Genomic DNA, 18,182 nt, shown 5'->3' on the forward strand with positions numbered 1-18,182 from the left:
TAGGTTCTGTTGCAGCCTATGATTGCGGTGATGTGACAGCGCGCGAAGGGAACACCGGCATGATGCATCGCTTGGACGGCGGGTGTCATTGCGGAGCGATCGCGCTCGAATTGTCGCTCCCGCGTCCGCCCGAGGAGGAGGTCATCGGCGCCTGCCAGTGCTCCTTTTGCCGAAAGCACAATGCCCGGACGGTTTCGGACCCCAAGGCGCAGGCACGCCTGATCTTGCGTCAGCCCAGCCAGCTCCAGCGCTATCGCTTTGGTCTCGGCGCTTCCGAGGTGGTCCTCTGCCACCGATGCGGCGTCTACATCGCCATGCTGATGACCGAGGGCGGCAAGGCCTGGACCACGATCAATATCGATGTGCTCGACGGGCGTGCTCGCTTCACCAGATCTGCCGAGCCGCGCGATTTCGGTGGCGAGGTGCTGGAGGAGCGGCACGAACGCCGCAAGGCGCGCTGGACACCGACCGAGCTGGTCGGCTGGCCGGAGGAAAGCGGATAGGTCACCCGGTCGCGCAGACGCGCCTGAGCGCCTGCCATTCCGCATCGGTGAGGATCGGCGGCCCTGCATTCGTCGGCGTCGCCCGCCGCATCCGCTCCAGGCGCTCGCTGCTGACCGGGTGGCTGTCGATGATCGTCGTGCCGCCATCCTTGCCGGAGATGCGGACCAGGAGCTCGCCGAGGGGCGCCGGCGATCGGCCGAGCCGCGTCATCGCCCTGATCGCATAATCGTCGGCCGCCGTTTCGGCATCGCGCGAATGCGAGGCGTCGAGCAGCATGCGCGAGGCGAAGATCACGGCGCCGCTGCCGGTGATATCGCCGAAGAGCAAGCCGAACAGGAATGAGGTGCCACCAGTTCGGATGACGCTGCGCAATCCGTCGCGATGCTCGGCATGGCCGATCTCATGCGCGATCACCCCGGCTATCTCATCGGAGTTGCGCGCCCGGCTGAGCAACCCTTCGAACAGGTAGATCCGCCCGCCCGGCAAGGCGACCGCGTTCGGGACGGGCGAGGATAGGACCTGCGCTTCGAGCGGAATGGCGCTGTTGCCGGCCGTCCTCAGCGCCTCGACCATCTTTGCGAAGGCGCGCTGCCCCTCGGCTCCCGTGCAGCTCTTGCCGCCCATCAGCGCCCGCACCTGCTTGTCTACGGCGGCTCCGAGACGTTGTTCGGCCGAGGCCGGCACGAGCGCGGCGAGGCGATCGGCGACCAGTGGGATGCCATAAAGCGTCATCAGCACGATGGACGCCGCGGCAGCAAGCGACCAGCCGACGATCCGCAGGGGCTGGCCGCCACCGCGATCCTGATCGAGGGCGGCGCAACGCGTGGTCAGCTGGCGCGGCGCGGCCTCGTCCGCGATTTCCAGCCGAACCTGGGTCGCCGTCGCTGCCGATGTCAGCCGCAGGCCACGGCTGCCGTCGACGCGGCGCATGTCGGCATAGGACCAGCTCGCCAACACGCTACCATGCTCGATGATGTCGAGCTGCGTGCCGAGGCGCACCTCGACCTGCCGCCGCCGGCTGGAAACCCCGTCATAGTAGACCGCGGGATAGGCACCATCGTCGGCCGAGCTCATCGCAGGGCAGGGCTCCGCGCTCAGAAGCCGGCCACGTCCAGGCCGTCGGCAAGACCTTCACCGACAGCGCCGACCGCTTCGCCCTGGCCCGAAACGTCGTCCGCAGCGGCCAGATTGTGGACCACGGTGCTTAGCGCCACGAGCGCCCAGACATCGCGGTTGAGGTAAACTCGGACGACCGCGCCGAACGCGAGGGCCATCAGCAGATATCCAACGGCGCTACCAGCCAGGAACGCCGGGTGTTGGGACACGAAGAGCATATGTTGCTCAACGGTTCCTCCGATCGAGAACAGCTCGCCGACGATCCAGAATATCCCCGCCAGCCAGCCCGCGAGGAGGGCCATGTAGAGCACTGACCAGCCAATCGCTTTCCAGTAGCAGCCATTCAGCGCGCCGGTTGCAAGCCGCGACTCGAAGCAAACCTCGCCGAGGCGCAGCCCCGACACCCACCAGCGCCATTCGATCGCTTTGAAGGCGGCGTAAACGAACGGCAAGACCAGGAGGAAGAACACGATCACGATGAGCAGCAGGAAGATGTCTATCAAGCTGGTGGGCGATGCTATGACCGGGATCGCAAAAACGATGGCAATGGCGAGCAGGCCGGATAGCCACAGTCCCCAGGCTCTCTTGAACAGCTCGCCACCGGTACCGTCGAAACGCCCTTGCAGGCTGCCATAGGCGGTGTGGCGCATCTTGAAGCGTTCGAGTGCCGCCGCCCGCCATGGCAAAGCGAACCCGAGCGAGATGACGACCAGCAGCCCCCAGAGGCCCGAGCGCCAGCCATAACTCCAGCCGGAGCCACCCATGGAGAAGCGCAGGCCGCGCCAGAGCGTGCGGCTCAGGCGATAGCGGCGCGCCCGATAGCGCGCGAACTCCGTGAACAGATAGAAGAACAGCACCAGAGGGATGCTGGCGAAGGCCTGCATCATCTCCGCTTCGAGGCCGATCAGGAAGTAGACGAGATAGACCGGGACCAGGATCGCCATGGCGATCAGGAAGCCGATCAGCAGCTCCTTCGCCCGGCCTGTATACTCGGCGGAATCGTCTCCGACCGACGTGTGCGACCAGAGATGCCGACCGATATCGGTCGCAAGCCAGAATCTGTAGAAGCCGAAGGTGACGAGCTCCAGCAGGGCGCCGCGCGTCACCAGTTTGCGGAAGGTCGAGCGTTCGCCCGAGAACGAAACCCGATCGGCCGGAGGCGCCGGGTTGGCAACGGTCTGATGCATGGCCTGCGACAGCGCCGGCGGCAGAATCAAGCCGCTTGGCGAGCCCTTGCGACTACTTTCACCGACGACGTTACGGCATGCAACCATAAGTTATGTCGGGCTGCATCCTGAACGCCATGGGCCCGACGCCTGGCATCGATCCTATCCCGATTTGGACGGCATCAATCTGAGCAGCCGTTCGCGAACCGCATCGGAGAAAGGCGTCGACTTGCGTGTCGCCTCGTCCACTAGGACGATGACCGTCACCGCGCTCGCAGCGCAGCGTCCCGCCTGAAAGATCGCCTGTTCGAGCCGAACCGAGCTGCGGCCGACTGAAGCGACGCGCATGCCACTCTCGACCTCGCCGGGCCAGAGCAGCTCCGCCCGGAAATCCACCTCCAGCCTGGCAATGACGAAGGCGGTTCCGGGCTCCGCCAGCGGATGGTCGGGATCGTAGATCAGCTCGACGCGGCCGGTTTCGAACAGGGTCGAGAACACGGCATTGTTGACATGTCCCTGCCGGTCCGTATCGCCGTAGCGCAGCTTGTCGCGGGTGTGCAGTGGATAATCGGCGAGGGCGATTTCGACAGACAAGGCGGCCTCCGGTCGCGGCCGGAATCTTGCCGCCGGTGCTGGCGGAAGGGGTGGGATTCGAACCCACGGTAGGCTTTCACCTACGGCGGTTTTCAAGACCGCTGCCTTAAACCACTCGGCCACCCTTCCGGTGTCACCGTCATTGCCGCCGGTCGCGGCGTTTTGCAAGCGCCTCGCGCCCCAGCACCGCTGAAAGGGGACGGCCCAATTTGGGAACCGGTTAGAACGGACATACTTTTCAATGCCTTGTGCGGCCTTTAGGTCTCGGTCGCCCGCGCAAGAACGTCTTAGAAGGCTCCGTTGCATCGACGCCACGCCGGCCCAAAAAATGGCGGAGAGATGGAGAGAGGTTGACAGCTGCCGCATTTCCGACACCTTTGTGCCCGCCCAAAGGGGGCAGCTGGGCTTTTGTTAACGGTGTCGCCGCCGCGCCTCACCGCCTTAACGATCCCTTAATTGAATCGGCCGAAAGCTGGCATATCGCTGCGTTCACGCGGCGAGTGCAGTGCTGTTTTTTTGGCGAACCGCAGGAATTTGGGCATGATCGGACGCGCAAGCTCTACGGCACCGGTGGTATCCAGCGCCAATGACGCCCGCGACGACTCCCGCTCCTGCTCCCCCCTCAAGACCGCAGCCCGCCTCGGCTGCGTCGTTGTGGCCGGCGTCTTCCTCGCAAACTGCGCCAATGACGGTGTCGCCCGCCGCGGCAAGTCGAAGGAGATCGGCGCGTTCCCGTCGTCGAAATATGGCCCGGCCAGCGCCCGCGTCGTCGAGGAGGGGCAGCCCGTCCCGAAAGGCGGCGGACGCCAGCTGATCGGCCGCAGCTACACCGTCGCCGGGAAGCGCTATACGCCCTTCGACAAGCAGGTCGGCCATACGTTGGTCGGCACCGCGTCCTGGTATGGCGAAGCCTTCCACGGCCGCCGCACCGCCAATGGCGAGGTCTATGACCGCCACGGCATCAGCGCCGCGCACCCGACCATGCCGCTGCCGGCCTATGCCCGCGTGACCAACGTGGTCAACAATCGCTCCATCATAGTACGCGTCAACGACCGCGGACCGTTCCATGGCGGCCGCGTCATGGACGTGTCGCAACGCACGGCCGAAGCGCTCGCGTTCCGCCATCTCGGCACGGCGCGCGTCAAGGTCGAGTATCTCGGCCAGGCCTCGCTCGGCGGCTCCGACGACAAGCTGCTGCTCGCCTCCCTTCGTACCGACGGCCAGCCGGCCTCGATCCCCGGCCAGAGCTCGCGCAGCCTCGTCGCCGGCAATACGCAGATCGATCTGGGTTCCGATACCGAGGATCAACGCCCGCAGCCGGCTCCGGTTCCCGTCCGTGCGGCGCCGGTTTCGCAGCCCGTGGCCCAGGCCTATGCCGAGCAGCCGCAGCGCGCGCCGCTCCAGAGCCCGATCCAGGTCACGACTGTCAGCACTGGGGGGGACGGCGTCCCGATGCGCGGCGTCCGGCTGCCGCCCGAGCGTCCGTTCGATCTCGATACCATAGCCAACGCCAGCAAGCCGGTCCCGGTGCTGCGGCCGGCCGTCATGACCTCGGCGTCCTCGGTCCCGCGGACCAGCGTCGCCAGCCTCTTCGCTGCCCCGGAAAAGGCGCCGTCCGCGCGCTTCGCTTCCGGCCACCCGCTGGCTTCCGGCGTCAAGCCGCAGATTCTCCAGCCGCTTGCGCGGAATTGATCCGCGCCGGGCTTGACCGCCCGCACGGCGCCATCATCTGATCGAGAGATGGCGCGAGGTCGTTCGATGCTCATGTTCGGCCGTTATCTGGCGCGTGGCGGGCGCTCCCTTGGCGCGGTGGCCTTCCTGCTCGCTGCCATTCCTGTCGCCGGTGCCCAGAGCTTTCAATCAGCCGCGCCTTATGCCGTGCTGCTCGATTCCGGCAGCGGCGCCGTTCTCTATGAGAAGGCCGCCGACGAGCTGATGGTTCCGGCGAGTCTGGCGAAGATTGCGACGGCGCTCGTCGCCTTCCAGGAGATCGAGCAGGGCAAGATGACCCTCGATACCGAGATCTCGATCTCGGAGAATGCCTGGCGCAAGGGCGGGGGCGTCTCGGGCGGCTCGACCATGTTCGCCCTGGTTCACAGCCGGGTGAAGCTCGGCGACATCCTGCAAGGCCTGATCGTGCAATCCGGCAACGACGCCGCGATCGCACTGGCCGAGGCGGTCTCGGGCGACGAGGCGAACTTTGCGAAGTTGATGACGGAGCGCGTGCGGGCGCTCGGCCTGACCAAATCCGTGTTCCGCAACGCCACCGGCATGGCCGATCCCGAGCAGAAGGTCACGGCCCGCGAGCTTGCGCGCCTCTCCGACCATGTGATCAAGACCTATCCGGAACTCTACAAGATCTTCGGCCAGCGCGAATTCACCTGGAACAAGATCAGGCAGCAGAACCGCAACCCGCTGCTGGCGATGGATATCGGTGCCGACGGCCTCAAGACCGGCAATGTCGACGATTCCGGCTACGGGCTGGTCGGCTCGGCGGTGCAGAAGGACCAGCGCCTGATCGTCGTCGTTGCCGGCTTGAAGAACGCCCGTGACCGGGCGAGCGAAGGGCGCAAGCTGCTGGAATGGGGCTTCCGCTCCTTCGAGCAGCGCCAGGTCTTCGGCGCTGGCGAGACCGTCGGCGAGGCCAGCGTCTATGGCGGCGAGAAGGGCAGGGTGGCGCTGAGGGCCAGGGGGCCGGTCAATCTGCTCGTGCCGCGCGGCAGCAGCGAGCGGCTCAATGCCCGCATCGTCTATCGCGGACCATTGCAGGCACCGGTGGAGGAGGGCGCTCAGGTGGCGCGGCTCCTCGTCACGCGCGGCGAGGTCAAGACGCTCGATATCCCGCTCTACACGGCCGAGGCGGTGAAGGTCGGCAGCCTGCAGCAGCGCGCGCTCGATGCCCTGTTCGAGGTCTCGACCGGATGGATCCGCAAGGCGCTCGGGCGGAGCTGAGCGTAGCAATGGCAGAGCAGGACCCCAAGGCGGCCGCGCCGGCACCCGGACACTTCATCACGCTGGAGGGCGGGGAGGGGGCCGGCAAGTCAACCCTGGCGAAGGCACTCGCAAGCCGGCTGGAGGCGCTCGGACTTGTCGTCGAACTGACGCGCGAGCCCGGCGGCTCGCCCAAGGCCGAGCGCATCCGCAATTCGCTGCTCGCCGGCAAGATCAAGCCTTATGGCGCCTTCGCCGAGGCGCTGATGTTCTCGGCCGCCCGCATCGACCATGTCGACAGCCGCATCAGGCCGGCGCTGGAGCGCGGCGACTGGGTGATCTGCGACCGCTTCATCGACTCGACGAGGGTCTACCAGGGCACGCTCGGAGAGATCGCCGCTGGCAAGCTCGCAGCGCTCGAGGCCGTAGCGATCGCGGGCCTCATGCCCGAGCTGACTTTCGTCCTCGACCTCGCGCCGGAAACCGGTCTCGCACGCGCGGCCCGGCGCCGCCAGCCCGGTGAGGAGGTCGATCGCTTCGAGGGCGAGACGCTCGCCTTCCACCGCCGGCTGCGCCAGGCCTATCTCGACATCGCCGCAGCCGAGCCTGCGCGCTGCGTCGTGCTCGATGCCAGCCAGACGCCGGAACAGCTCGCCGAGCAGGCCTGGACCGCGCTGGTCAGCCGGCTTCCGCTGCCGCAGATTGCGCCCGCATGATCGAATCGAGCAATGAACCCGACCGCCTGCCGAATGCGCCGCATCCGCGCGAGACGCTGGCGCTGATCGGCCATGAACGCCAGGAGCAGGCATTTCTCGCAGCCCTGAGTTCCGGGCGCCTGCACCATGCCTGGCTGCTGGGCGGTCCCGAAGGCATCGGCAAGGCGAGCTTCGCCTATCGCGCCGCGCGCTTCCTGCTGGCGGAGGGCGATCCGATGCGGCGCGCCCGCACCGCAAGCGATCTCGCCATCCCCGCCGATGATGGCGCGACGCGCAAGATCATGGCGCAGTCGCATCCCGACCTGCATCTGCTGCGCCGGATCCCGAAGCCCGATGGCAAGAGCTTCACCAGCAACATCCCGGTCGATCTGGTCCGCCGCGTGCTGGAGCGCTTCGGCTCCAGCGCCGGGGAGGGCGGCTGGCGCGTCTGCATCGTCGATTCCAGCGAGGAGCTCGACCGCTCGGCCGGCAACGCCCTGCTGAAGCTGCTCGAGGAGCCGCCGGCACGCACGCTCTTCCTGATCGTCGCGCATGCGCCCGGCCGGATCCTGCCGACAATCCGCTCGCGCTGCCGACTGCTCACCTTCGAGCCTCTGTCCGAGGGTGATGTCGCAGCGGCGGGACGGATCGCGCTCGAGCGCATGGGCCTGCCCTATGATGACTCGGCACTGCAGCGCGCAGCAGCGCTTTCCGAGGGCTCGGTGAAGCGGGCGCTCAGCTATGTGGACCCGGAAACGCTGGCGCTGGTAGAAGCGGTGAGGGCGCGGCTCGACGCTCTGCCGGGTGTCGACCTTCCGGCCTTGCTGGCGCTGGGCGAGGAAGTCGCGGGCAAGGCCGGCGAGGCCGAGTTCGCGGTGATGATCGAAACCGTGCAGGGCTGGCTCAGTGGCCATCTCCACGCGCATGCCGCCGCCGGCCCGGCCCGGCTTGCACCCCTGGCGGAGGTATGGGAGAGACTTGCGCGCGCGGCCCGGGAGGTGGAAACCTACAATCTCGACCGCCGCCCCCTCGTCATGTCGCTGTTTCACGATCTGTCGGAGGCGGTAGCGCGGTCGCGCGCAGCCTGAAACGAGACAGCACCGGACAGACCATGGCCTCGGCCCCGAAGTTCTACCTGACGACCGCGATCCACTACACGAACGGCCCGCCGCATATCGGCCACGCCTATGAGATGGTGGCCGCGGATGCGATCGCCCGCTTCAAGCGCCTCGACGGCTACGACGTCTTCGCCATGACCGGCACCGACGAGCACGGCCAGAAGGTGCAGCGTACCGCCGCGCAGAACGGACTCTCGCCGCAGGACTTCGTCGACGGCTTCGCCACGCGCTTCAGGGAGATGGAGCAGCAGCTCGGCTGCTCCTTCGACCGCTTCATCCGCACCACCGATGCCGACCACCTGCCCTCGACGCAGGAACTCTGGCGCCGGATGGAGGCCAATGGCGACATCTACCTCGCCAAATATTCCGGCTGGTACTCGGTCCGGGACGAGGCCTTCTATGGCGAGGAAGAGACGACCCTCCAGCCCGATGGCACGCGCCTGGGCGGGCAGGGCACGCCGGTCGAATGGGTCGAGGAGGAGAGCTACTTCTTCCGCCTCAAGGCCTATCAGGACAAGCTGCTCGCGCTCTATCGCGACGTGCCGGACTTCGTCTCGCCCGAGACGCGCCGCAACGAGGTCGTCTCCTTCGTCCAGGGCGGGCTCGAGGATCTCTCGATCAGCCGCACCACCTTCGACTGGGGCCTGCCGGTTCCCGGCGATCCCAAGCATGTGATGTATGTCTGGGTCGACGCGCTCAACAACTACGTCACGGGCTGCGGTTTCCCGGACGAGAACGATCCGCGCTGGCACTACTGGCCGGCCGACGTCCATATCATCGGCAAGGACATCGTGCGCTTCCACACGGTGTACTGGCCGGCCTTCCTGATGTCGGCGGGGCTGCCGCTGCCGAAGCGCGTCTTCGGCCACGGCTTCCTGCTGAACAAGGGCACCAAGATGTCGAAGTCGCTCGGCAATGTCGTCGACCCGTTCGGGTTGGCGAATGCCTATGGCGTCGACCAGCTGCGCTATTTCTTCCTGCGCGAGGTCTCCTTCGGCCAGGACGGCAACTACAGCCACGAGGCGATCGTCGGCCGGATCAATGCCGACCTCGCCAACGATCTCGGCAATCTGGCGCAGCGCTCGCTGTCGATGATCGCCAAGAACTGCGAAGGCAAGGTACCGCCGGCCGGCGCGCTGACCGAGGCCGACCAAGCAATGCTGGCGCAGGCCGACGGGCTGCTGGCGAAGACGCGCGGCGCCATGCAGGATTTCGCCTTGCACGTCGTGCTGGCCGACATCTGGGCCGTGGTCGCCGAGGCCAACCGCTATTTCGCCAACAACGAGCCGTGGAAGCTCTCCAAGAGCGATCCGGCGCGGCGCGACACCGTGCTCTACGTCACCATCGAGACGATCCGCCAGGTGGCGATCCTGACCCAGCCGGTGATGCCGCAGGCCATGGCAAAGCTGCTCGACCTGCTGGCGGTGCCGGCTGAGGCGCGCAATTTCGCTGCGCTCGGCGAGGCTGGTCGACTCGCCTCCGGCACCGCCTTGCCGGCGCCAAGCGCGGTCTTCCCGCGCTATGTCGAGCCCGAGGAGGCCGCGGCCTCCTGATGCTGATCGATACGCATTGCCATCTCGATTTCCCCGACTTCGCCGAGGATATCGAGGCCTATGTCGCGCGGGCGGAAGCCGCGGGCGTCAGCCGCATGGTGACGATCTCGACCCGCGTCGCGCGCTTTGCCACCTATGCGGCGCTGGCCGAGCGTTTCGCTTCCGTCTGGTGCACGGTCGGTACGCATCCCCATGGCGCGCATGAGGAACTCGACGTCACCGCCGCTGAGCTGGTGGAGCTGTCGCGGCATCCGCGCTGCGTCGCCATCGGCGAGGCCGGGCTCGACTACCATTACGACAAGAGCCCGCGCGAGGCGCAGGCGCAGGGTTTGCTGACCCATATCGACGCCGCGCGCCAGACGCAGCTGCCGCTCGTCATCCATTCGCGCGAGGCCGACGAGGACATGGCCGCGATCCTGCGCCAGGAGATGGGGAAGGGCGCCTTCCCCGCCATCCTGCACTGCTTCACCGCCGGCGAGATGCTGGCCCGGACCGGCGTCGAGCTCGGCCTCTATGTCTCGTTCTCCGGTATCCTGACCTTCAAGACCTCCGAGGCCCTGCGAGCCATCGCCCGCGAGATCCCGGCGGAGCGCCTGCTTGTCGAGACTGACGCGCCGTACCTTGCGCCGACGCCCTATCGCGGCAAGCGCAACGAACCCTCCTATGTCGTTGAAACGGCAAAGGTTTTGGCCGACGTAAAGGGCGTTTCCTTCGACGAGATCGCGCGCATCACGAGCGAGAATGCGCGCCGCTGCTACTGGAAGATGGACCACGCCGCACGCCCGGCGCAGGTCGGTTGAGCCGAGGCGGTGGCTGCATGAGCCTGAAGGTCACGATCCTCGGCTGCGGTTCCTCGGGCGGCGTGCCGCGGCCGGGCTCCGGCTGGGGCGCCTGTGACCCCGCCAATCCCAGGAACCGCCGGCGGCGCTGTTCGGTGCTGGTCGAGCGCGAAGGCGCCGGAGGCACGACGAGCGTGCTGGTCGACACCACGCCGGATCTGCGCGAGCAGCTGATCGGCGCGGAGGTCAAGCGGCTCGACGCCGTGCTGTTCAGCCATGACCATGCCGACCATACCCATGGCATCGACGATCTCAGGGCGCTCGTTCTGCATATGCGCAAGCGCATTCCGGTCCATGCCGACGCTGTGACCGGCGCGACGCTCCGCTCACGCTTCAGCTATCTGTTCGAGACGCCGCCCGGCAGCCTCTATCCGCCGATCCTCGATCTGTGCCCGCTAGCCGCCGGCGAGCTTCACGCAGTCGACGGGCCAGGCGGCGCGATCGAGGCCTTGCCGTTCCGGCTTGAGCACGGCCCGGGTTATGACGCGCTCGGCTTTCGCTTCGGCGGCATCGGCTATGCGCCGGATGTCAGCGCGATCCCGCCGGAAGCCCAGGCGGCGATGACCGGGCTCGACCTGCTGATCCTCGACTGCCTGCGCGAGGCGCCGCACCCCAGCCATTTCAATCTGGAGCAGGCACTCGACGCGATCACGCTGCTGAAGCCGCGCCGCACCGTGCTGACCAACCTGCATGTCGATCTCGATTATGCGGCTCTTTCCAAGCGTTTGCCGCGAAATGTCGAACCGGCCTATGACGGGATGGTGCTGGCGCTCTGAGGCAGCGCGAGCTTGCGGGTCCACCTTTGGCAGCGTCCCGGACCATCGAATTAAGTTCCATAATATGTCTTATGCGAATTGAAGCGAAGCGCGTTCCGAGGCTGATCGCGCTCCCCTTATTGACCGCCTCCCGTCTGGCTGTCGGAGTTGCCGAAGCCGTGCGAAGTTGCCATCTGGGCCGCACGCAGGCTGATCGTCCGGTTGGAGCTGACGCCATCTTCCCTGTTAGCTGCGGCCTGCCAGTGTTCTGGCGGGTGTGAGGCCGCGGCCGTTGCGAGCCTGCAGCCGTCTCGTTGACGGCACCGCCAAGGCGTCTTGATCATCGGGCATGGCGCATCTTCATCTGGCTCGTGCCACCGCTTCCGATCTGGCCTACGTCATGGCGACCGAACGCCTGGAAGGCTATGACGCCGTCGTCGGCCGCCAGGATGAGCAGAAGCACCTTTCGGCGCTCGGTGACGGACGCCACGCCCATTTCCTCGGGCTGCTCGGCGACCAGCCTGCCGGCTTCGCCATTCTGCGGGATTGGGCCTCTCCCGAACGCGTCACGCTGCTGAAGCGTATTGCCGTCTCGACGCCCGGCAGCGGTGTCGGCCGAGCACTGCTGCGAGCCGTCATCGAAAAGGTCTTCCGGGATACGCAGGCGCACCGTCTCTAGCTCGGCTTCTTTCCGGAGAACCTGCGTGCCCGGCGCGCCTACGCGGCAGCCGGCTTCGTTCCAGAAGGTGTCGCGCGAGGATCGGCGTTCTTCGGCGGCGTCCACCGGGACAAACTGATCATGTCCACCCTGCGGACAGACGGCGCGCAGACCTCTGCCCAGCACCGCTGAGCTTGCCGCAGAGACCGCTGCAGTGGAGCAGCCCGCAGCCTCGGCCGCACGGTTCGAAAGCCGGTTCGGCTGGGGCGCGGCAGCCGGCCTCTTTCGTCGCGAATCGAGAATCGTCCACGGTTCGCGAAAATCACGCAACGCTGTCTTCGATCGGCGAAGTTCAACCAACTCCCGCCGCCCTCCGCGTGAGAAGATAATTCCAAAAGGCGATCGCAGCAGCTGAACATTGTTCTCTTTACTTCATGCGTGTCGGTTTTAGGCTGTCCGCAGGGGTCAAGCCCCATCAAAGTAGTCGGCTCAGACCGACATTCAGTGGGGATCGAAACGCATGATCATGAATCGCCGGAAGCTGCTGGCCGGTGCCGCAGCCTCGTTCACCCTTCCCGCTCCGGCCGTCTGGGCCCAGTCCAAACCGATCACTTTTGCGATCCAATATGGCCTGCCCTATCTGAATATTATCGTCGCAGAGCGGCAGGGCCTGTTCACCAAGGCGGCCGAGAAGGCCGGCATCCGGGATCCCAAAATCAACATCGTGCGCCTCAGCGGCCCGACCGCGATCACCGAGGGCCTGATCAGCGGCAACATCCAGGTCGGCGCACTCGGCACGCTCGGCCTGCTGATCGCCCACGAGAAGACCCGCCGCGCCTACGATCTGGGTGGCCTCAGCGCCTACTGGAAGGGCGTCTATACGATCTTCGCCAACGACCCGGCGATCAAGTCGCTGAAGGACATCCGGCCGACCGACAAGATCGCGACCCCGGGGCCGACGAGCTCGCAGGCGCTGATCCTGCGCCGTGCCGCCGAGCAGATCTTCGGCCCGGGCCAGGCGCTGCGCTTCGACAAGCAGATCGTCTCCCTGCCCCATCCGGATGCGGTCGCGGCGCTGACCACCGGCAACACGGTCCAGGTCTATTTCGCGCTGTCGCCCTTCGCCGAGTTCCTGGCGCAGCAGCCGAACGTGCACGTCATCGGCCGGACGACCGAGTACAATCCGCCGAACATGACCAATGGCGTGGTCGGCGTGCTCAGGAAGTTCGTCGAAGAGAACAAGGAGCTGTCTTCCGCGGTGGTCGCAGCGCTCGACGAGGCCGGCCGCTTCATCCAGAGCGAGGTCGCCGAAACCGCCAAGATCTACACCGCCGCTGAGCCGAGCAAGCTCTCGGCCGAGGAGATGCTCAAGGTCATCGAGAACAACAAGCACGAATACACGACCGAGCCGAACGGCATCATCGATACCGCCAACTTCATGGTGAAGCTCGGGCAGCTGAAGACCGCGCCGGCCAAATGGCAGGATGTGTTCTTCCCGCCCGTCAACCAGGGCTCCGGTAGCTAGTGCGATGGCTTTGGCAATGATGCGCGAGCCGCTGGAGGCGCAGGCTCAGCAGGCGGCGACGCCCCTGCTCAGCGTCCGCGACGTGACGCTGCAATACCAGACCCGGCGCCAGATCGTCACGGCGACCTACCGCGTCTCCTTCGACGTGCAGCGGCAGGACCGTTTCATCCTGCTCGGCCCGTCCGGCTGCGGGAAATCCACCCTGCTCAAGGGCATTGGCGGCTTCCTGTCGCCGGTCGAAGGCGAGATCAGCCTCGCCGGCAAGCGCATCACCGGGCCGGGGGCCGACCGGATGATGGTCTTTCAGGAGTTCGACCAGCTCCTGCCCTGGCAGACAGTGCTCGGCAACGTGATGTTCCCGATGCGCAAGACCGGGCGCTTTCCGCGCTCGGAATGGCGAGACCGGGCCATGCGCGCGGTCGAGAAGGTCGGGCTCGCCAAATTCGCCGACAGCCACCCGCACACGCTGTCGGGCGGCATGAAGCAGCGCGTCGCGATTGCGCGGGCGCTCGCCATGGAGCCGGAGATCCTGCTGATGGACGAACCGTTCGCGGCGCTCGACGCGCTGACGCGCCGTCGCATGCAGGACGAGTTGCTCGAGCTCTGGAACGACATCCGCTTCACCCTGGTCTTCGTCACGCACTCGATTCAGGAGGCGATCGTGATCGGCAGCCGGATCGTGGTGATGACCCCTCACCCCGGCCAGATCCGTGCCGAACTCGATGCCACGCCTTTCAAGCAGGAGGACGCCGGCAGCGAGGAGTTCATGGCCTTCAATCGCAAGATCAACGGCATGCTCTTCGGCGAGGAGAAGATCGCACATGGATAGGCACGTCGATGGCTGAGGCGATCCACACCATGCGCGGGCGCACGCGCTTCAAGGAATTGCCGGCCCGCCCGAGCATCGAGCACCGGACGCTCGACGCCGCGGCGATCGGCGAGATCGTCCGCGATGTCGGGCTCTGGCAGCGCGCCATGGCGCACACGCCGCTGCGGCGGGGCCTGGTGCTGATCGCGCTCGGCATCCTCTGGGAGGTCTATGCGCGGTTCGCCGACAACCCGCTGATGTTCCCCTCGCTTAGCGACACGCTGGTCGCCTGGACGACCGACATGTCGAGCGGCGTCCTGCTTTCGGCGGTCGGCAACTCGGTGCGCGTTCTACTCATCGGCTACGGCACGGCCGTGTTGCTCGCCGCCGTGCTCACGACCATCGCGATCTCGACACGGATCGGCACCGATCTGCTGGCGACACTGACGGCGATGTTCAACCCGCTGCCGGCGATCGCGATCCTGCCGCTGGCGCTGCTCTGGTTCGGCCTCGGTCTGGAGAGCCTGATCTTCGTGATCGTTCATTCGGTCTTGTGGGCGGTCTCGCTCAATGCCTTCACCGGCTTCCTGTCAGTGAGCCAGACGCAGCGCATGGTCGGCCGGAACTACGGGCTGGGCGGCCTGCGCATGGTGCTCTCCATCCTGATACCGGCGGCGTTTCCCTCGATCCTGGCCGGACTCAAGATCGGCTGGGCCTTCGCCTGGCGCACGCTGATCGCCGCCGAACTGGTCTTCGGCGTCTCGGGCAGCTCGGCCGGTCTCGGCTGGTACATCTTCCAGAACCGCAACGCGCTCGAAACCGCGCATGTCTTCGCCGGGCTCTTCACGGTGATCGTCATCGGACTGATCGTCGAGGGGGTGGTCTTCCGGAGCATCGAGGCAGCCACGATCCGGCGCTGGGGCATGCAGAACTGATCCGGCGGCGGCACCTGATGCCGCTCCCGTCCAACGCTCGAAAAGGACCGATATCGTGGACCGCAGAACCTTCCTCGGCGGCATGGCCGCTGCCGCCTGCGCGGCGCTGGGGCATTCGCCGGCACTGGCGCAGGACTACCCTGCCCGCCCCGTCACCATTCTCGTGCCCTTCGCGGCCGGCGGTGGCCAGGACATCTTCATGCGCCTGATCTCGCCGGGCGTTTCGGAGGCGATCAAGCAATCGCTGGTGATCGACAACCGCGTCGGCGGCGCCGGCAACATCGCGGCGAGCGCCGTCGCCCGGGCCGCGCCGGACGGCTACACGCTGCTGCTGGGAACGGCCGCGACCCACGGCATGAACCAGGCGCTCTACAAGTCGCTGGGCTTCGACGCGCAGACGAGCTTCGAGCCGGTCGCGATGCTGGCCGAGGTGCCGCTCGTGCTTGTGGTGAACCGCGACGTGCCAGCCAAGACGGTCGCCGAGCTGGTCGCCTATCTCAAGGCCAATCCGGGCAAGATCAATTACGGCTCCTCCGGCGTCGGCGGGCCGCTCCATCTCGCGGGCGAGCTGTTCAAGACGGCGGCCGGGGTCGAGGCCGCGCATGTACCCTTCCGCGGCTCGGCGCCGGCGATCACCGAACTGCTCGGCGGCCGGCTGACCTTCATGTTCGACACCTTCGCCGCCACCGAGCCCTATGTCGCCGACGGCAGCCTGCGGCGCCTGGCGATCGCCTCGGCGACACGCGCCTCGAATGCGCCGGATCTGCCGACCATGGCCGAGGCTGGCACCCCCGTAGAAGCCTATTCCTGGAGCGGCATCTTCGCGCCGGCCGGAACCCCGAAGCCGATCGTCGAGAAGCTCGGCAAGGCCTTCAGCGACGCCGTGGCAAACCCCGCGTTGCGCACGCGTCTCTACGAGATCGGCTTCCTGCCCGCGCCTGACACGCCCGATGCGCTGCGCAAGCGCGTCGGCTCCGAGCTGATCAAATGGAAGGCGGCAGCCGAGACCGCAGGCCTCCAGCCGCAATAGTCGGGGCCGCGCCCCAATCATTTCGCCGAACGCCCGCGCCGAAGCTCGCCGGGCCCGCTGTCCAGGAGACTGCCATGTCGATTGCCACATCGTCAGCAACGCCCGCCCACGATCCCGAACTGTCGCAGTTCGAGCATTTCCAGGTCTCGACCCTGTCCGATGCGATGCTCGCGCTCGGGCTCAAGGATACTGCGCTCGGCCCGACCGTTCGCCTGCTCGTCGGCAAGCGCATCCTCGGCCGAGCCCGGACGATCGGGCGAGTCCCCCTGCCCTCCAATGGCGGCCAGCAGGAGATCAAGCCGGAATTCTCGCTGGCGATCCAGGAAGTGATCGACGGCTGCGGCCCGGGCTCGATCATGGTGATCGCGACGCAGGGCATCGCCACCCATGCCAACTGGGGTGGCAACATGGCGACACGGGCCGCCGCGGTCGGCGCGCTCGGCCTGATCACCGACGGTGCGATCCGCGACCTCGAGGAGATGGGGCCGCTCGGCATGACGATCTTCGCGCAGGGCACCTCGCCGCGCGCCGGTCACTACCGCTTCGCGACCGCGATCCGCAACGAGCCGGTGATCTGCGCGGGCGTGCTGATCCGCCCGGGCGACATCATCGTCGGCGATGCCGACGGCGTCGTGGTGATCGACCCGGCGCAGGCCGGCGCGATCGCCGCCAAGGCGCGTGAGCTCGTCGCGGTCGAGGAGGAGATGCAGGGCTTCATGCGCACCGGCGCCACGCTCCAGGACGCCGTGCGCAAGTACAAGGTGCGCTGAGCATGCCTGCTCAGGGCGCCTGCCGCTGCGGCGCGGCCTCCCCGGGCCGGCGCCAGCGCGGGATCCCGAAGTCGCAGGTTTCGTGCGCCAGCTGCGCGATCCTGCGGCTGACGGCATCATTGCGATGAACCGCAAGGTATTCGAGCGGCGGCAGGACGAGGTTCGTCCGCACCGGCCGCAGATAGCCATCCCCGCGATAGGTCGAGAAGTATCCGGTCGGCAGGTAGGTGATGCCGAGGCCGGCGCTCGCCATTTCCGCCAGCGCGATCATGCTGTTGCAGGTGATGGTGTTCTGCGGCTTGATGTCGATTGCCGCCAGTGCCTGCAGCAGGTTGAGATGCAGCAGCGAGCCCTCGGCATAGGTCAGCAGCGGCAGCTCCATCAGGCGCTCGATCGGCACCACCCCCTTGGAGCTGACCAGAGCGGGGCTGCACATCCATTCCGATTCCAGGAAGTCGAGCGGCACCGTCGGGAAGCTGTTGTCGGTCTTTGGCGCCGGGCAGATGATCATGTCGAGCCGATGCGTCACCATCTGCTGGCGCAGGTTGACGGTCAGGTCGATCTTCGGCTCGAGGATGATGTCCGGATAGAGCTGCTTGATGCCGGCGATCAGGGCGGGCAGCCAGGTCAGCGCGACCATCTCGGTCACGCCGAAGCGGAACCGCCCGGCATAGGAGACGTCGCTGCCGACACGGCGCACGACGTTCTGCTGAAGATCGAGCATCTGGACGAAGTCGTCGATCAGCTCGCGCCCCTTGATGGTGAGCTGCGTCGTCTTGTTGCTGCGGTCGAAGATCTCGATCGAGAGATACTTTTCGAGCTCGGCGATGCGCTTGGAGACGGTCGACTGGGTCGTGTTGAGCCTTTTCGCCGCAGCATGGAAGCTGCCGAGCTTGCTGATCCAGTAGGCGGCTTCGATCTGCTTGAAGGTCAACATGGCTGGCCCCTTTCGCCGGTCGGACGACCGAATAGAAAAAGCAATCATTCGAGTCAAATATGGTCGCTTTTTCTATCCAATGTCATCCTGCCGAGCATCGCCGGATCCGCAAAGCAGACCTTAGGCTCAGGACTCATTGATCAGATCCAGAAGATGACGGCTGCGGCGATGCAGATGGCTGAGAAGAAGGTGTGGGCGCATCGGTCGTAGCGGGTTGCGATGCGCCGCCAGTCTTTGAGCTTGGCGAA

The 18,182-nt window shown here is 66.5% G+C and carries 18 protein-coding genes, 1 tRNA gene and 1 pseudogene; 13 read left to right on the plus strand and 7 right to left on the minus strand.

Annotated elements, in window-relative coordinates; translation table 11 throughout:
- The first annotated feature begins 59 nt into the window (after positions 1 to 59).
- Positions 60 to 503 carry a GFA family protein gene (locus tag RKE40_RS16430; protein ID WP_316019305.1) on the plus strand — a complete coding sequence of 148 codons (444 nt, stop codon included), beginning with the start codon at positions 60 to 62 and terminating at the stop codon, positions 501 to 503.
- Between the two features lies 1 nt (position 504).
- On the opposite strand, the gene RKE40_RS16435 is transcribed toward RKE40_RS16430, so the two are convergent.
- From RKE40_RS16435 to RKE40_RS16450, 4 genes are all read right to left on the minus strand, one after another.
- A complete protein-coding gene (locus RKE40_RS16435; RefSeq protein ID WP_316019306.1) occupies positions 505 to 1,578 on the minus strand; it encodes a M48 family metallopeptidase in 1,074 nt (357 codons plus the stop codon).
- 20 nt (positions 1,579 to 1,598) lie between these two features.
- Positions 1,599 to 2,807, minus strand: coding sequence for a DUF898 family protein (locus RKE40_RS16440; RefSeq protein WP_449249076.1), 1,209 nt, complete (start codon positions 2,805 to 2,807; stop codon positions 1,599 to 1,601).
- 141 nt (positions 2,808 to 2,948) lie between these two features.
- On the minus strand, positions 2,949 to 3,380 hold the full coding sequence (locus RKE40_RS16445) for an acyl-CoA thioesterase (RefSeq protein WP_316019308.1): 432 nt from the start codon (positions 3,378 to 3,380) through the stop codon (positions 2,949 to 2,951).
- A gap of 39 nt (positions 3,381 to 3,419) precedes the next feature.
- A tRNA-Ser gene (locus RKE40_RS16450) sits at positions 3,420 to 3,509 on the minus strand.
- Positions 3,510 to 3,920: 411 nt separating this feature from the next.
- Between RKE40_RS16450 and RKE40_RS16455 the strand changes: the two genes are divergently transcribed.
- The 7 genes from RKE40_RS16455 to RKE40_RS16485 all read left to right on the plus strand — a co-directional run bounded on the left by RKE40_RS16455 (position 3,921) and on the right by RKE40_RS16485 (position 11,292).
- Positions 3,921 to 5,072 carry a septal ring lytic transglycosylase RlpA family protein gene (locus tag RKE40_RS16455; RefSeq protein ID WP_316019309.1) on the plus strand — a complete coding sequence of 384 codons (1,152 nt, stop codon included), beginning with the start codon at positions 3,921 to 3,923 and terminating at the stop codon, positions 5,070 to 5,072.
- A gap of 72 nt (positions 5,073 to 5,144) precedes the next feature.
- Entirely contained in the window at positions 5,145 to 6,332 is a 1,188-nt protein-coding gene (locus RKE40_RS16460) for a D-alanyl-D-alanine carboxypeptidase family protein (RefSeq protein ID WP_316019325.1), read from the plus strand.
- Between the two features lie 8 nt (positions 6,333 to 6,340).
- Positions 6,341 to 7,027 (plus strand): dTMP kinase, encoded by a 687-nt coding sequence (tmk, locus tag RKE40_RS16465; RefSeq protein ID WP_316019310.1) that lies wholly within the window; start codon positions 6,341 to 6,343, stop codon positions 7,025 to 7,027.
- Positions 7,024 to 8,094, plus strand: a complete 1,071-nt coding sequence (locus RKE40_RS16470) for a DNA polymerase III subunit delta' (protein ID WP_316019311.1) — start codon at positions 7,024 to 7,026, stop codon at positions 8,092 to 8,094. The genes tmk and RKE40_RS16470 overlap by 4 nt, the downstream gene beginning before the upstream one ends.
- A gap of 23 nt (positions 8,095 to 8,117) precedes the next feature.
- Positions 8,118 to 9,677, plus strand: coding sequence for a methionine--tRNA ligase (metG, locus tag RKE40_RS16475; protein WP_316019312.1), 1,560 nt, complete (start codon positions 8,118 to 8,120; stop codon positions 9,675 to 9,677).
- Positions 9,677 to 10,477, plus strand: a complete 801-nt coding sequence (locus RKE40_RS16480) for a TatD family hydrolase (RefSeq protein ID WP_316019313.1) — start codon at positions 9,677 to 9,679, stop codon at positions 10,475 to 10,477. The genes metG and RKE40_RS16480 overlap by 1 nt, the downstream gene beginning before the upstream one ends.
- 17 nt (positions 10,478 to 10,494) lie before the next feature.
- The gene (locus tag RKE40_RS16485) at positions 10,495 to 11,292 is read left to right on the plus strand and encodes an MBL fold metallo-hydrolase (protein ID WP_316019314.1); all 798 of its coding nucleotides are present in this window, start codon (positions 10,495 to 10,497) and stop codon (positions 11,290 to 11,292) included.
- Positions 11,293 to 11,611: 319 nt separating this feature from the next.
- On the opposite strand, the gene RKE40_RS29845 is transcribed toward RKE40_RS16485, so the two are convergent.
- On the minus strand, positions 11,612 to 12,259 hold the full coding sequence (locus tag RKE40_RS29845) for a hypothetical protein (protein ID WP_316019315.1): 648 nt from the start codon (positions 12,257 to 12,259) through the stop codon (positions 11,612 to 11,614).
- Between the two features lie 190 nt (positions 12,260 to 12,449).
- Between RKE40_RS29845 and RKE40_RS16495 the strand changes: the two genes are divergently transcribed.
- The 5 genes from RKE40_RS16495 (at position 12,450) to RKE40_RS16515 (ending at position 16,997) form a co-directional block, all read left to right on the plus strand.
- Positions 12,450 to 13,454 carry an ABC transporter substrate-binding protein gene (locus RKE40_RS16495; protein ID WP_316019316.1) on the plus strand — a complete coding sequence of 335 codons (1,005 nt, stop codon included), beginning with the start codon at positions 12,450 to 12,452 and terminating at the stop codon, positions 13,452 to 13,454.
- Positions 13,455 to 13,458: 4 nt separating this feature from the next.
- On the plus strand, positions 13,459 to 14,283 hold the full coding sequence (locus RKE40_RS16500; RefSeq protein WP_316019317.1) for an ABC transporter ATP-binding protein: 825 nt from the start codon (positions 13,459 to 13,461) through the stop codon (positions 14,281 to 14,283).
- Between the two features lie 8 nt (positions 14,284 to 14,291).
- Entirely contained in the window at positions 14,292 to 15,197 is a 906-nt protein-coding gene (locus tag RKE40_RS16505) for an ABC transporter permease (RefSeq protein ID WP_316019318.1), read from the plus strand.
- 55 nt (positions 15,198 to 15,252) lie between these two features.
- A complete protein-coding gene (locus RKE40_RS16510; protein WP_316019319.1) occupies positions 15,253 to 16,227 on the plus strand; it encodes a Bug family tripartite tricarboxylate transporter substrate binding protein in 975 nt (324 codons plus the stop codon).
- 74 nt (positions 16,228 to 16,301) lie between these two features.
- On the plus strand, positions 16,302 to 16,997 hold the full coding sequence (locus RKE40_RS16515) for an RraA family protein (protein ID WP_316019320.1): 696 nt from the start codon (positions 16,302 to 16,304) through the stop codon (positions 16,995 to 16,997).
- A 10-nt stretch (positions 16,998 to 17,007) separates the two neighbouring features.
- Here RKE40_RS16515 and RKE40_RS16520 read toward each other — a convergent pair whose 3' ends face one another.
- Together RKE40_RS16520 and RKE40_RS16525 are read right to left on the minus strand one after the other, a co-directional pair.
- Positions 17,008 to 17,934: a LysR family transcriptional regulator gene (locus RKE40_RS16520; protein WP_316019321.1), complete on the minus strand. Its 927-nt coding sequence runs from the start codon at positions 17,932 to 17,934 to the stop codon at positions 17,008 to 17,010.
- Between the two features lie 140 nt (positions 17,935 to 18,074).
- A pseudogene (locus RKE40_RS16525) lies at positions 18,075 to 18,182 on the minus strand (IS5/IS1182 family transposase); the annotation flags it as partial.

The organism is Allobosea rubneri, from assembly GCF_032464875.1.
GTDB classification, from domain to species: domain Bacteria; phylum Pseudomonadota; class Alphaproteobacteria; order Rhizobiales; family Beijerinckiaceae; genus Allobosea; species Allobosea rubneri.